The organism is Promicromonospora sp. NPDC023987 (assembly GCF_040639055.1).
Classification (GTDB): Bacteria; Actinomycetota; Actinomycetes; order Actinomycetales; family Cellulomonadaceae; genus Promicromonospora.
In genome coordinates this window covers 89,708-102,823 of record NZ_JBEZZF010000005.1, presented here as the reverse complement: position 1 = coordinate 102,823, position 13,116 = coordinate 89,708, and the positions used below count along the sequence as shown (strand labels likewise).

Sequence of the window (13,116 nt, the reverse complement as noted above, 5' to 3'; positions counted from 1 at the left end):
CTCGATGCCTTGACCGCCGCGTACCGGCGTCCGTAACCTGATCCCGCACGGTGATGAATCGATTCATCACGATAGTCCGCGAGAGTGGTCCACCCGGCACAGTTCCTCGACGTGGAGGTACATCAGTGCAGCCGGAGACGACATCGACAGCGAAGCCGGTCTCGTTCCATCACCTGTTCCGACGGCACGGTCTGTTCCCACGGCCGAGCCGCACGCGGCGCACCATCCCAACGACGGGAGAACGAGATGCCACACAGGAACGAACAGGCGGTGAGCACGCGTGCCGGACGGTCGAGGAAGACGCTGGCGCTGCTTCCGATCGCTGCGCTGGCGCTGTCGGCGGGGGTGTCCCTCCCCGCGGCCGCGGGTGACGCGGCCGCGTCACCGTCGGCCGTGACAGCCACACCGACGGGATCGAGCTCCGCCTTCGTACAGGAGCTGGAGAGCAGGTACATCGACCCCGATCGCGTCTACAGCACGGACGTGCGCTGGTGGCTGGGCGACGCGTCGCACACGGACGAGACCCTGCTGGAGGAAGTCCAGGCGCTCTACGACGCGGGTTTCCGGGGCGTCGAGCTGTGCATGCAGGATGATGCCGCGGCCGCCGAGGGGGACTACGCCTATGGCACCGAGATGTGGTCCCACAAGTGGAACCTGATGATGAACAAGCTCCTCGACCTGGGCATGGGAGTCTATCTGACCTCTGGGACGAACTGGTCCACGTCCAACGTCTCCGGGCTCGACCCGACGAGCCAGGCGGCGATGCAGAACCTGACCCTCGGTACCGGCACCGTCGAGGCCGGCGAGACGCTGACGTCCCTGGTCGCCCCGGCCCAAGCGGATCGGCACGAGGGCGCCACGTTCGTCTCCGCGTACGCGTACCGGGTCGTGGAGGGTGAGACGGTCGACCCGGAATCCTTCGTGGACCTCTCACCGCAGGTGACCCAGGGCGCTGACGTCTGGGCCCAGAACCTCGACTGGACGGCGCCCGACGACGGCACGTACCGGGTGTTCGGCCTCTGGACGCAGGGCACCTTCCAGACCTCGAGCCCGTCCGCGGAGCCCAGCTATGCGACCAACTACTTCGACGAGCGCGGGGTGGAGGCTCTGAAGACCTTCTGGGAGGACCACTACCTCGCCGACCCCGCGCTCAGGGAGAAGATCCTGGACGGGGACGTCCAGCTGTTCATGGACTCGCTCGAGATGAGCACCGGGGACGGCTTCACCTGGTGGACCGAGGACATGGCCCAGCAGTTCCGCGAGCGGAAGGGGTACGACATCACGCCGTACCTCTTCCTGATCGAGGGGGTCGGCAACGTCTGGAGCAACCCGCACCACTCGGTGGCGACGGCCGGGAAGTACAAGCTGGATGGTGCCGAGGACCTGCGTCAGCGGGTCGTCAATGACTACCAGGACGTCCTGACCCAGCTGTATCGCGAGCGGATGCTGCAGCCGATGAAGACGTGGCTGAACTCCGTCGGCATCGAGACCCGGGCGCAGATCTCGTACGGTCAGCCGCTCGAGATGTCCGAGCCGTCGATGGACGTGGACTACCCCGAGACGGAGAACCGGAACCAGTACAACCAGATAGACATGTTCCGCTACTGGACCGGCGGCGCGAAGCTGGAGAACAAGGTGCTCTCCAGCGAGACCACGGCGCTCAGGTTCGGTGCGAATGCCACGCAGCAGCTGCGCCTGCAGGACGCGTACTCGCAGTTCGCCGCAGGGATCCAGCGCACCGTCTGGCACATCTGGAGCGCCGGCTACGGGTACAGCGGCTACGACTGGCCCGGGTACGAGGCCAGCCGCTTCAGAGGGTTCGCGCTGATGGCGGACCGCTTCCCCGCCGCCGAGACCTACGACGAGCTCAACGCGCACCTCGGTCGCGTGCAGCAGCTGATGCAGACGGGCGAGTCGCGCACGGACGTCGGGTTCGTCCAGCAGAAGTTCGTGCACGGCATGGCGTACGGCGGGGGCACCGGTGACGACAACCAGGCCATGAACTGGCAGCTCGCGCACCAGGGGCTGCAGTACCGCTCGACCGAGCTCCAGGACAACGGGTACACGTACGACTACTTCAGCCCGGACTTCCTGTTCGACGACGACGTGTCGTTCGACAAGAAGACGCAGACGATCGAGAAGGCCGGGTACAAGGCCGTCGTGCTGTACCAGGACTGGCTGGACATCGACGGCGCGAAGCGGATCCTGGACTGGGCGCGTAAGGGCCTGAAGGTCGTCATCCTGGAGGACGCCGCGTCGCGGACCCCGTTCAACGACGACCGCGACGACAAGCTGCGGCGCGTGATGGACAAGCTGAAGGGACTGGACACGGTCCGGGTCGCCTCGGTCGCGGACATGCCCGCCGGCGGCTACTTCAGCACGGACCCCGGCGGCTACGACGACAACGTCCTGGAACAGCTCCAGGACCTGGGGGTCGAGCCGTACAGCGGCTTCTCGGAGCCGAACCTGCAGCTGCTCACGCAGACGCGCCAGGACGACGACGGCAATCAGTACCTGTACGCCTACAACTACGACGACGGCTCCTACGCCCACAACTCGCACAAGGAGAGCGTCCGGAACGCCGAGATCGGCACGGACATCCAGACCGACATCGTGCAGGACGGGCTGTTCGTCCCGCACTCGATCGACGCGTGGACGGGCGAGGTGACCGAGCTCGCCGACTACCGGTGGGAGAACGGCAGGACGATCGTCCCGATCGACCTGGACTACAACGACATCAGGCTGCTGGCGTTCGAGAAGGTCGACGACGAGCGGTTGCACGTCGAGGCGACGAATGCCGACTCGGCCCGTGCGTCTTCCGACGGGGTAGTGGTCCGAGCCACGGAGAGCGGCGAGGTCACGACCGAGCTGAGCAGCGGCGCGTCGTTCGAGGACGTGGTCGAGGTGCCGGCCGCGTACGACATCGGCCACTGGGACCTGAGGGTGAGCTCATGGCGTCCGAACGAGGAGCCCGGCGATCTCGTCCGCACCGAGACGATCGGCGGACTGACGACGACGAACCGGAAGACCTCGACGGACATCACCCCGATCGACGTGGAGCTCGACACCTTGGCGACCTGGGACGAGATCCCCGAGGTCGGCAGAGCGGTGTCGGGGACCGGGCACTACGAGGCCACGTTCGAGTGGGACGCGGACGCCGCCAGCGGTGCCTATCTCGACTTCGGCGACACGCTCGAGTCGAGCATGGAGGTCTGGATCAACGGACGAAAGGTCGGCGGCGGCGTCTCCACGAACCCGACCAAGGTCACCCGTGATGTCGGCGGTGTCGACGGCCCGACCATCGACGACGGGACCGGCCGGCAGGTGCCGCTGGTGGGCGAGGAGCTTTACACCGGAGGGGTCAGCTGGATGAGGCCGCGCGCGGACGTGAGCGAGTACCTCGTGAACGGCGAGAACGAGATAGTCATCGACTACTACTCCGCGCTGTCGAACGTGCAGCTCGACCGCGGAGCGGCGCGCGTCACGGAGAACGCCAACGGCTGGTGGGGGTACCACATCGACTACCTGAGCTTCGGCCCGCGCCAGGCGAAGATCGTCCCCTTCGTGGAGGTCCGGTACGACGAGACCTCCCGGAGCGCGACGCCTCCGACCGGTCCTGAGCCGCAGTGACGGCCGGCGCGCCGCCCTGCTGAGGGCGGCGCGCCCCGCCGGCCGCCACCGTCGGGCCGCCAGCTTCTGTCACCATGTCGGTCATGACGGACGACGCCGGTTCCGATCGGGTGCCGCTCTGGCTCATCCCTCTGGTCATGGGCGGTCTCATGGTCCTCTTTGTCGTCGTCGGTCATGGGCTCTGGGAAGATTCCTTCCGGCTTCGTGCCGCGGCTCAGGGCACCGCCGGGACGGCCGGCACTGTCACGGTCACCGTCACGGTCACCGAGTCGGAAGCCAGAGGGGTCGGTTCCAAGCCCTGCCGAGGGACGTTCCGTCCGGACGGCGGCGGTCCCGAGCAGCACGAGGTCACGGTGACCACGGGACCGTCGGGCTGCGTCAGCGGCAGGGAGCTCAAGGTGCACCTGGTCGGCGACCAGGGCGTCCTGCTCGGAGCGCAGGACTGGCTCGCGTACCGAGCGTCCGCCGTCACCCTGTGGGTCTTCGTCCCGCTCGGTGGCGTGCTGGCGATCCTCGCTCTCAGGACCGAGCAGCGAAAGCGGGGCTGACTCGCGCGGCACAAGCCGTGGCGCAGCCGATCTGGGTCGTGACAACGAGCGCGTGGCCGGGTCGGTCAGTTCTTACCGCGGAGCTCGGCGAGTGCTTTGCCGAGTCGGCGGGCGCGGGTCTCCTCGGTCTTGGCGCCGTCGATCGACTGCGCGTGCGCCTTCTGCTTGCTGTAAGAAAGCTGGCCCCACGCTTCGGCGGCCGCCGTGTCGGTCGCGAGCACCTGCGCGAGCGCATCAGGAACCTCGACCGTGCGCGGCGCGTCGTCGAGTTCCAGGGTCACCTCGACCTCGTCGCCCGCACCTCTGCCGGTCGCTGCTCTGGTCTCGGAGTTGAACGAGATCAGGTACTGCCCGCCCATGGAGGTGATCGTGTTGCGGTAGGTGTATCCGCCGTCGATCGTCACGGTCACGGGCACACGCTTTCCGCGCTCGAACGAGCGAACGACTTCCTCCGGCACGACGATGCCGACGTTGTTGCCACCGCCGGGCCAAAGAGCGGTGCGGAACGTAGGCATGGTGATCTCCTTCTCGATCGGTTCGCAGACAACAGCAGTTTGCTGGACACAACGCTCTGCGGGCAATACTGTACCGTCTAGTTTTATGCGACGGAAGGCTCGTGATGTCGAAGGGAAGACTCGTGACCGGACCGGAGACTCAAGCGAATGCCGTGCGGCACGAGACCTTGGGCGGCAGTACCACGCTGCTCCTTCTCGCCGGGACGGTGGCAGGGCCGATCTTCGTGGTCCTTGCGCTCGCTCAGGCGGTGCTGCGTGAGGGATTCGATCCGCTGCGTCATGCGGTGAGCCAGCTCTCGCTCGGCGACGGCGGCTGGGTTCAGGTCGCGAACTTCGCCGTCACCGGGTTGCTGATGCTCGCCTGTGCGATCGGCCTGCGACGTGTCCTCGGCCGCGGGCGCGGTGGGCGGTGGGCGCCGGTCCTCATCGCGGTCATGGGGGTGGGCTTCGTGGTCGCCGCCTTCCTGCCGGCCGACCCCGGCAACGGCTTTCCTCCCGGTACGGGCTCGGAGGCCTCGTTCAGCGTGACGGGAATGCTTCACCTCGCGTGCGCCGGCATCGCGTTCATCGCCCTCATCGCAGCGTGCTTCGTGCTGGCGAGCCGGTTCTCCAGGATAGGCTGGCGTGGTTGGGCCAGTGCGGGGCGCACGAGCGGAGTGCTGCTCGCGATCGGCTTCGCCGCGGCGAACTCTGGTGTCGTCGGTGGGCCCCTCGCCATGTTCGTCGGAGTCGTCATCGCCTGGCTCTGGGTCGGCGTGTCGGCAGCGCGCCTCGCCCGGTGAGCGGTGAACGCGCTCGATCGGCATGATGAGGAGTTGGGACGGGTGATGGGAGGACGAGTGGACCTGCGCGAGGGCACTCGATCTGCTGACAAGCACCGCGCGATCCTTGAGGCGGCAACCGAGATCTTCCTCGACAGAGGATATGCCGGGGCCAGCATGGACGAGGTCGCCGCCCGCGCCGCTGTCGGCAAGCAGACGGTCTACAAGCATTTCGTCGACAAGCGTTCCCTCTTCACCGAGATCGTGCTCGGCACCACCAATCAGGTCGACGGCATGGTGCAGCTGATCGCCGAGACACTGTCCCGTACGGATCACGTCGAGCGGGAGCTCACGGCCCTGGCCCGCCGCTTTCTCCTCACTCTCATGGATCCTCAGCTACTGCGGCTGCGCCGGTTGATCATCGCCAGTGCCGGTCAGTTCCCCGAGCTGGGTCGTGCCTGGTACCAACAGGGTTTCGAGCGCGTGCTGGGGAGTCTCACGGACAGCTTCACCCGACTCGCGGAACGAGGGCTGATGAACGTGCGGGAGCCCGGACGCGCTGCCGACCACTTCGTCGGCATGCTCCTCTGGATCCCCCTGAACAAGGCCATGTTCATGGGCGAGGACAGGCCCTACACGACGGCCGAGCTGGAAGCACACGCCGACGCGGCCGTGCAGGCCTTCCTCGCGAGCCATGGCAGACCGTAGTCTCGCGCCATTGTGCCGTTGCCCGGTCAACCGGACTCCGCGGGCAGTGAATCGCCGCACGCTGTCCAGTACTGGTTTGTGTGAGCGGCAACTCGGGGTTCTGGTCGGCGCGCCGCGGCTTCACGGAGCGGTTCCCCGGAGGAACTGATCGACCGCGATCTCGACAAGCTCTTCCAGTCGTTCGGCGTCGATCAGCCCGTTGTTGACCAGCGTGGCGAGTCCGTTGATCGTCGCGTACAGGATGATTCCGATCTCCTCGACCGATCCCACCCGGAGGAGTCGCCGCTCCTGTCCTTCGCGGATCAGGTCGACGAGCGGCTCGAACGCGACCTCGGCCGAGCGAGGCACCCCTGTCCCTTCCGGCCGGTGCTTGGCCGCGTTCATCAGTTCCAGCAGGGCGCGGTTCTCCATCGCGAAGTGAGCGAACGCCGATGTCGCCCGCTGAACGCGGGCGGCGAAGTCCGGGTCGCCGCTGGCGACGGCGCGGCGGATCCGCTCGCCCAGGCGGGCGTACCCGTTCTCCGCGAGCGCGTCGAGCAGGTCCTGGCGTTCGGGGAAGTGTCGCCGGGGGGCGCCATGGCTGACGCCCACCTCCCGGGCGAGATCGCGCAGCGACAGCTGCGCAGCGCCATGGCTGCGCAGGCTGTGCTCGGCGGCTTCGAGGAGTGCGGCCCGGAGGTCGCCGTGGTGGTAGCGGCGCTGCTCGTTCTGCTCGCTCATGGGACACATCGTAGGCGGATATGTAGGCGTTGACAACACGGGTAGGCAATGCCTACATTCGTGCCGAGATCAAACGAAAGGAGCGCCATGCTTCTGCACGCCAACCCACACGAACCGACCACGAGCCTCGACATCTCCAGCCGCGACTTCTGGGCGAAGAGCCCGGTGGAGCGCGACGACACGTTCCGCCGGCTCCGTCTCGAGGCCCCCGTGAGCTGGCACCGGCCGATCGAGACCAGCCTGCCGCCAGAGGTCCACCGGCAGGCGGGGTTCTGGGCGGTCACGACGGCCGAGGACATCACCTACGTCAGCCAGCATCACACGCAGTTCAGCTCGGCATCCGGCACCGCGCTCCACCCGTACGAGTCCAACAGTGTGAACGGCGCGATCATCCTCGACATGGATCCACCGGTCCACACCGCCTATCGAAAGGTCATCAGCTCCGCGTTCACACCGAAGGCCGTCAGGCGGCTGAGCGCGCAGATCGAGACTCGTGCCGAGCAGATCATCGACCGCGTCGTCGGGGCGGGCAGCATCGACTTCGTCGAAGAGGTCTCGGCGAAGCTGCCGATGATGACCGTCGCCGACCTCGTGGGCATCCCCGAGCACCAGGTCGAGGCCTTCGCCGACGCGGGCAACCGGATAGTGCTGGTGCAGGAGCAGCTCGCCCAGTCTCCGGACGCCGAGTTCGCCGGCCTGCTCGCCGAGGCCGCGGGCGCACTCGCCGAGATCGCGTTCCCCCTGGCCGAGCAGCGCAGGAAGGACCCGAGGGACGACATCATGTCCGCCATCGTCCACGCCGACGTCGACGGGGTGCGGTTCGACGACGACGCGATCCTGAGCACGATGATCCTGCTGAGTATCGCGGGCAATGACACCACCAAGCAGACCACGACCCACACCATGATCCAGCTCGCCCGCGACGCCGAGCAGAAGGCGTGGCTGCTCGAGGACCTCGAAGGGCGAATGACCGGAGCGATCGAGGAGTTCGTCAGGCACGCCTCCCCGGTGATCTCCTTCACGCGGACCGCGACCGAGGACCTCGAGCTCCGAGGCCAGCGGATCCTCGCCGGGGACAAGGTCGCCATGTTCTACGCCTCGGGCAACCGCGACGAGCAGGTGTTCGAGGACCCGCACCGCTTCGACCTCTCCCGCGGGCGCTCCCCGCACGTCGGCTTCGGCGGGGGCGGCGTGCACTACTGCCTCGGCAACAGCGTCGCCAAGGCGCAGCTGCGTGCGCTGTTCACCCAGATCCTCACGAAGCTGCCCGACGTCACCGTCGGGGAGCCCCATCGATTGACCAGCGACTTCATCAACGGCTACCGGCACCTGCCAGTCGTCATCGGTGACGGGAGGTAACAGACCATGACCAGCACACGCATCGAGGTCGACCGAGCCCGCTGCACCGGCATCGGCATCTGCGAGTCCGTCCTGCCGGAGCGGTTCGAGGTCGACGACAACGGCGGCCTGACCGTCCACGACGAGACCGTCGCCGCCGAGGACCGTGACGACGTCGAGGAGGCGGTGCGTTCCTGCCCCGCCGCCGCCCTCAGGCTGACGACGGGAGAGGCGAGATGAACCGCGTCGTCGGGGGCTCGATCGAGGGAGGCGGCGACCTGGTCTGGGGCGTACACGACTCGTTCGTCGACTACGTCCGGGCCGTCGAAGGGCGAATCGGTGTGGAGGCTCCGGCGGCCCTCACCGCCGACGGTCGTTTCCGGTTCCCTCTCGTCGGTGTCGCCGACGGGGTGGCTTCATTCGCGGGCGGTGTGCGGTTCAGCGCCCACGGCGGCGCGCTCAGCCTGGCCCTCGAGGAGATCCGCATCGCCACGGCCCCGAACAGCGAGCTCGCGACGCTGTCCGTCAAGGGGACTGCCGCCACGAACTCGGAGGGCGGACGCCTCGCGTTCGCGCACCTGCTGCCGGACGGCGGCGCTGCGCTCAGTCAGGACGCGACCGTCGCGTTCGACTTCCGCTACGAAGCGGGGACCTCGTTGGCTCCCATCGAGCGTCAGTAAAGCGCTCTGCGCCATCGGCGCACCAAACCGGCGGCACGGTCACAGCCGCTCCCCACGCCGGCCGAGGCAGAAGGGCGGGCACACCGCCCTTCTGCCTCGAGGGGACCACCAGCTCCGGCCGACCACCAGCTCCGGCCGACCAGCGGCCGGCCACGAGATGGTCAGACGGTGGTGAACCCGCCGTCGATGAGGTAGTTGCTGCCGGTGATCATGGCGGCGTCGTCACCGGCGAGGAACGCCACGAGCGCGGCCACCTCCACCGGCTGGGCGAATCGGCCGACCGGAATCTCCGCCTTGGCCTTCTCTCCCTTCTCGCCGGCCCAAGCCGCCTTGCCGAGGGGGGTCTCGACGACCGTGGGCGACACGGCGTTGACGGTCACGCCGCTCCGTGCCCACTCGCGCGAGAGCACGTGGGTGAGGCCGATGATGCCGGCCTTGCTCGCGCTGTACGCGGCGTGCTGGTCGAGCCCGATGACCGCGGCCTGCGACGCGAGGTTGACGATGCGGCCGTAGCCCGCCTCGAGCATCTCCCGTGCGGCAGCCTGCGCCATGTAGAAGGTGCCGCTGAGGTTGACGTCCAGCGTCAGCTGCCAGCGGTCGGCCGGGACGTCGACGGCAGGGTCGAGCAGCGCCAGCCCGGCGGAGTTCACGAGGATGTGCGGCGTGCCGACGTGCGCGACCGTCTCCGCGATCGTCTCGGCCGCCGCGTCCGGCGCCGTCAGGTTCTTGACGATGCCGTGGTGCCCCGTGCCGGCGAGCTGGGCAGGAAGGTCGAGCACGCTGTCGTTGAGGTCGACGCCGACGATGCGGGCGCCGCGCTCGGCCAGATGCTGGGCGACGGTGTATCCGATGCCGCTGGCGGCGCCGGTGATGACGGCGATGCGGCCGTCGAAGGGGGACTCCATGGTTATGCCTCGTATTCCTCGATCGCGCGGACCTTTGCCCCCGAAGTGGTCTCCGGGTCGAACGTGTAGCCGAGCCATTCCTTGGCGAGTCGGCGTGCGAGCTCCAGGCCGATGACGCGTTCGCCGAGGCAGAGCACCTGGGCGTCGTTCGACAGCACGGCGCGCTCGACGGAGAAGGAGTCGTGGGCGGTGACCGCGCGGATCCCGGGAACCTTGTTCGCGGCGATCGCGACGCCGAGGCCGGTGCCGCAGACGAGCAGGGCCCGGTCGGCCTTTCCGGCCGCGATGAGCCGGGCGGCCTCGACGGCGATGTGGGGGTAGTCGGTGTGGCCGTCCGTCGCTACGCCGACGTCCACGACGGACGCGACGCGGGCGTCGGCCCCGAGGTCCTTCTTGAGGGCCTCCTTGTAGCGGTAGCCGGCGTCGTCCGCGCCGACGACCAGACGAAGCGTGGTGTCGCTCATCGGGCGTTCCTTTCTGCCAGTGGGTGGGGGGTCAGGAGAGCGCTCAGGGCGTCGACGACCAGCGCGAACGAGGTCGCGCCCGCGTCCGGGGTCCCGATGCTCTTGTCCGCGAGCGGCCGGGCACGTCCCTTCTTCGGAGCGAGGGGCGCGGTCGCGGTCGCGGCGTCCTTCGCGGCGTCGGCGGCGGATCGCCAGGCGACGTCGAGAGGCTCGCCGTCGGCCAGTGCGGCGTGGAGCGTCTCGCGGAACGGGACCGCCGCGTCGATGAGCGTCTTGTCGCCCACCTGTGCCTGGCCCAGCTCGAGGACGGCGTGGACGAAGGCGTCGACGGCGCGGGCGGCGTCGGCGGCGTCGTACCGGTCGGCGGTGTCACCGAGCGTGCTGCCCGCGGCCTCGAGGCCGGCGCCCCACAGCACGCCGGACGTGCCGCCCGCCTCGGCGGCCCAGGCGCGGCCCGCACTGCGCAGCAGCCAACCAGGGCCGGCGGTGTCGAGCGGTCGCGTGGCGCGGACCGCCGCATCGGCGCCCTTGACCATGCCGCGGCCGTGGTCCCCGTCGCCGGCGATCGCGTCGATGCGCCCGAGCTCGTCCTCGTGCGTCCCGAGGACCGCCAGCAGCTCCGCCAGCCCGGTCGCGACCAGGGGAGTGATCCGCGCGGCGGCCGCGCTGGGGGTCGGCGCGGCGGTCTCGCCGTCGGACGAGTCGCCGATGACGGCCGGGCGCAGCTCCTTGATCGCGGCGCGGTGCTTCCGGTAGCCGGGCGCATAGGCGTCCGCCCGCCAGGTGGACTCCAGCTCGTCGTCCAACCAGGTGAGAGTGAGTGAGCAGCCGCCCATGTCGAGGCTGGTCACGAGCTCACCGACCTCCGGCTCGACGGGGATGAGGCCGGCGCCGTCGAGCAGCTGTCGGATCTCGTGCCAGAGCAGGAACAGCTCCTCGTACTTGGTCGTCCCCAGGCCGTTGACGAGCACGGCGACGCGTTCGCCCGCCGGTTCACCTGCCGTGTCGGGCCGGTCGGCGAGGATGCCGTCGAGCAGCATGCGCGCGAGGTCGCGTGCGGGCACCAGCGAGGCGTCGCGGATGCCGGGCTCGCCATGGATGCCGAGGCCGACGCCCATGTGGCGGTCGGGCACGACGAACAGCGGGTCGTGGGCGCCCGGCATGGTGCAGCCAGAGAAGGCGACCCCGAACGTTCGCGTGGCGTCGTTCGCGGCCCGTCCGACACGCTCGACCTCGTCGATGTCCGCGCCGGCCGCTGCCGCGGCGCCGAGCGCCTTGAAGACGACGAAGTCACCGGCGATGCCGCGCCGCTCGTCCCGGTCGGGTGACGATGCGACGTCATCCGTCACGAGCACGATGCGGGTGTCGATGCCCTCCTGGCGCAGTCGCTCGGCGGCGATGCCGAAGTTCAGCACGTCGCCCGCGTAGTTGCCGAACGTGAGGATCACGCCGCGGCCCTGGTCGGCGGCCTTCGCGACGGAGTAGACCTGGGTCGCCGAGGGAGACGTGAAGATGTTCCCGACGACGGCGCCCGCGGCGAACCCGGGCCCGACCAGTCCCGCGAACGCGGGGTAGTGTCCCGATCCGCCGCCGACGACGACGGCGACGACCGGCTCGGGGCCGCGGTGGCTGATCACTCCGCCGGGAACTCCGCGAAGGCGGTCCGCGTAGAGGTCGGCGAACCCGGCGAGCTGCTCCTCCGCGAACTCGGCTGGGTCGTTGTAGAGGGTTGTCATGGGTGCTCCTTAGCGGGTCTGTCCGGGGAGACCCTCGTACGCGATGTTCCCGGCGTCGAGGTTCTCGTCGATCAGTGCGGGCAGCTCCTCGAGGAACGCCTCGCGGTCGGAGACGACGTTGGTCATGGCGTCCTCGACGTTCTCCGCGGTGACCGCCGGCATCGTGTACACGTACTCCGTGTCCACGTCCTCGCCGCGCGCGATGCGGGCGGCGACGGCGAGGCCCGTGGCGAGCTCCACGGTGCCGTGCTGGAGCGACGTGCCGATCAGCTCCCCGGACTCGACGGCGCGGAGGCCGTCCTCGATGCCGTCGATGCCGACCACCGGTACGTCCTCGATGCCGGCCTCGCGGAGGGCCTGGATGGCGCCGAGCGCCATGTCGTCGTTCTGCGAGATGACGCCGTCGATGTCGTCTCCGAACGCGGAGATCCAGTTCCGCGTGCGGTTGACGGCCTCGTCACGGCTCCAGTTCGCGGTGTCGTGCGCCAGCACCTCGATGCCCGGGTTCTCCGCCAGGACGCTGTCGATGCCTTCGCGGCGGTCGAGCTGCGGTGAGGAGCCGAGCGGGCCCTCGAGAATGACGACGTTGCCCTCGCCGCCGAGCGCGTCGACCATCTGGGTCGCTTCCTGCGCACCCGCTCCGACGTCGTCGGGCTGCACGCTCGCGGCGACCTCGACCCCGGAGAGGGACGTGTTCACGGCGACCACGGGGATGTCCTGTGCACGGGCGGCCTCGACCTGCGGCCCGAGCGCGTCGGCCTGCACCGGGACGATGATGATGGCGTCGACCCCCGCGCTGACGTACTGGTCGACCTGGTTGGCCTGCGTGGAGACGTCGCCACCGGCCGAGTTCCACTGCAGGGCGATGTCGTTGGCGGAGGCGTAGGCCTCCATGCCCTCGCGTCCCTGCGTGATGAACGACGACATGTCGTAGACGGTGACGCCGACGGTGACGGTGTTCGCCCCTGCGTTCGGGTCACCGGCGCCGCAGCCGGTCAGGGAGAAGGCCATGCCGACGGCGACCGAGGCCGAGGCGATGGTGGTGAGCGTGTGCTTCATGGTGCTGTGTCCTTCGTCGTTGAGGGGATTCGTATGGAATGCATCCGGGTAC

General features: G+C 68.9%; 13 protein-coding genes. 7 read left to right on the top strand and 6 right to left on the bottom strand.

Going from position 1 to position 13,116, the window contains the following annotated elements; translation table 11 throughout:
* Positions 1–270 precede the first annotated feature (270 nt).
* Positions 271–3,630 carry a glycosyl hydrolase gene (locus tag AB0F40_RS04355; RefSeq protein ID WP_357464577.1) on the top strand — a complete coding sequence of 1,120 codons (3,360 nt, stop codon included), beginning with the start codon at positions 271–273 and terminating at the stop codon, positions 3,628–3,630.
* A gap of 83 nt (positions 3,631–3,713) precedes the next feature.
* Positions 3,714–4,178, top strand: a complete 465-nt coding sequence (locus AB0F40_RS04350; RefSeq protein ID WP_357464575.1) for a hypothetical protein — start codon at positions 3,714–3,716, stop codon at positions 4,176–4,178.
* Positions 4,179–4,243: 65 nt separating this feature from the next.
* Here the strand turns inward: AB0F40_RS04350 and AB0F40_RS04345 are convergent, their stop codons facing one another.
* Positions 4,244–4,759 (bottom strand): YdeI/OmpD-associated family protein, encoded by a 516-nt coding sequence (locus tag AB0F40_RS04345; RefSeq protein WP_357464573.1) that lies wholly within the window; start codon positions 4,757–4,759, stop codon positions 4,244–4,246.
* A 38-nt stretch (positions 4,760–4,797) separates the two neighbouring features.
* On the opposite strand from AB0F40_RS04345, the gene AB0F40_RS04340 reads away from it, so the two are divergent.
* The gene (locus AB0F40_RS04340) at positions 4,798–5,475 is read left to right on the top strand and encodes a DUF998 domain-containing protein (protein ID WP_357464571.1); all 678 of its coding nucleotides are present in this window, start codon (positions 4,798–4,800) and stop codon (positions 5,473–5,475) included.
* A 3-nt stretch (positions 5,476–5,478) separates the two neighbouring features.
* Entirely contained in the window at positions 5,479–6,162 is a 684-nt protein-coding gene (locus AB0F40_RS04335; protein ID WP_357464569.1) for a TetR/AcrR family transcriptional regulator, read from the top strand.
* A gap of 120 nt (positions 6,163–6,282) precedes the next feature.
* Here the strand turns inward: AB0F40_RS04335 and AB0F40_RS04330 are convergent, their stop codons facing one another.
* Entirely contained in the window at positions 6,283–6,882 is a 600-nt protein-coding gene (locus AB0F40_RS04330) for a TetR/AcrR family transcriptional regulator (RefSeq protein ID WP_357464567.1), read from the bottom strand.
* Between the two features lie 87 nt (positions 6,883–6,969).
* Here AB0F40_RS04330 and AB0F40_RS04325 point away from each other — a divergent pair, with 87 nt between their 5' ends.
* Genes AB0F40_RS04325 through AB0F40_RS04315 form a run of 3 tightly spaced genes read left to right on the top strand, consistent with a single transcriptional unit; the run spans position 6,970 to position 8,900 of the window.
* Positions 6,970–8,241 carry a cytochrome P450 gene (locus tag AB0F40_RS04325; RefSeq protein WP_357464565.1) on the top strand — a complete coding sequence of 424 codons (1,272 nt, stop codon included), beginning with the start codon at positions 6,970–6,972 and terminating at the stop codon, positions 8,239–8,241.
* A 6-nt stretch (positions 8,242–8,247) separates the two neighbouring features.
* On the top strand, positions 8,248–8,460 hold the full coding sequence (locus AB0F40_RS04320; protein ID WP_357464563.1) for a ferredoxin: 213 nt from the start codon (positions 8,248–8,250) through the stop codon (positions 8,458–8,460).
* Positions 8,457–8,900 carry an HtaA domain-containing protein gene (locus AB0F40_RS04315; protein WP_357464561.1) on the top strand — a complete coding sequence of 148 codons (444 nt, stop codon included), beginning with the start codon at positions 8,457–8,459 and terminating at the stop codon, positions 8,898–8,900. Before AB0F40_RS04320 ends, AB0F40_RS04315 begins: the two co-directional genes overlap by 4 nt.
* A gap of 161 nt (positions 8,901–9,061) precedes the next feature.
* On the opposite strand, the gene AB0F40_RS04310 is transcribed toward AB0F40_RS04315, so the two are convergent.
* Genes AB0F40_RS04310 through AB0F40_RS04295 form a run of 4 tightly spaced genes read right to left on the bottom strand, consistent with a single transcriptional unit; the run spans position 9,062 to position 13,064 of the window.
* Complete coding sequence (locus tag AB0F40_RS04310; protein WP_357464559.1) at positions 9,062–9,805, bottom strand: GolD/DthD family dehydrogenase; 744 nt, start codon at positions 9,803–9,805, stop codon at positions 9,062–9,064.
* Between the two features lie 2 nt (positions 9,806–9,807).
* Complete coding sequence (locus AB0F40_RS04305) at positions 9,808–10,269, bottom strand: ribose-5-phosphate isomerase (RefSeq protein WP_357464557.1); 462 nt, start codon at positions 10,267–10,269, stop codon at positions 9,808–9,810.
* A complete protein-coding gene (locus tag AB0F40_RS04300; protein WP_357464555.1) occupies positions 10,266–12,005 on the bottom strand; it encodes a dihydroxyacetone kinase family protein in 1,740 nt (579 codons plus the stop codon). The genes AB0F40_RS04305 and AB0F40_RS04300 overlap by 4 nt, the downstream gene beginning before the upstream one ends.
* Before the next feature lie 9 nt (positions 12,006–12,014).
* Positions 12,015–13,064 carry a substrate-binding domain-containing protein gene (locus AB0F40_RS04295; protein ID WP_357464553.1) on the bottom strand — a complete coding sequence of 350 codons (1,050 nt, stop codon included), beginning with the start codon at positions 13,062–13,064 and terminating at the stop codon, positions 12,015–12,017.
* Positions 13,065–13,116 lie beyond the last annotated feature (52 nt).

Coding starts and splice junctions, on each gene's coding strand:
- AB0F40_RS04350 (WP_357464575.1), top strand. CDS start 3,714: ATGACGGACGACGCCGGTTCCGATCGGGTGCCGCTCTGGCTCATCCCT.
- AB0F40_RS04340 (WP_357464571.1), top strand. CDS start 4,798: ATGTCGAAGGGAAGACTCGTGACCGGACCGGAGACTCAAGCGAATGCC.
- AB0F40_RS04330 (WP_357464567.1), bottom strand. CDS start 6,882: ATGAGCGAGCAGAACGAGCAGCGCCGCTACCACCACGGCGACCTCCGG.
- AB0F40_RS04325 (WP_357464565.1), top strand. CDS start 6,970: ATGCTTCTGCACGCCAACCCACACGAACCGACCACGAGCCTCGACATC.
- AB0F40_RS04320 (WP_357464563.1), top strand. CDS start 8,248: ATGACCAGCACACGCATCGAGGTCGACCGAGCCCGCTGCACCGGCATC.
- AB0F40_RS04315 (WP_357464561.1), top strand. CDS start 8,457: ATGAACCGCGTCGTCGGGGGCTCGATCGAGGGAGGCGGCGACCTGGTC.
- AB0F40_RS04310 (WP_357464559.1), bottom strand. CDS start 9,805: ATGGAGTCCCCCTTCGACGGCCGCATCGCCGTCATCACCGGCGCCGCC.
- AB0F40_RS04305 (WP_357464557.1), bottom strand. CDS start 10,269: ATGAGCGACACCACGCTTCGTCTGGTCGTCGGCGCGGACGACGCCGGC.
- AB0F40_RS04300 (WP_357464555.1), bottom strand. CDS start 12,005: ATGACAACCCTCTACAACGACCCAGCCGAGTTCGCGGAGGAGCAGCTC.
- AB0F40_RS04295 (WP_357464553.1), bottom strand. CDS start 13,064: ATGAAGCACACGCTCACCACCATCGCCTCGGCCTCGGTCGCCGTCGGC.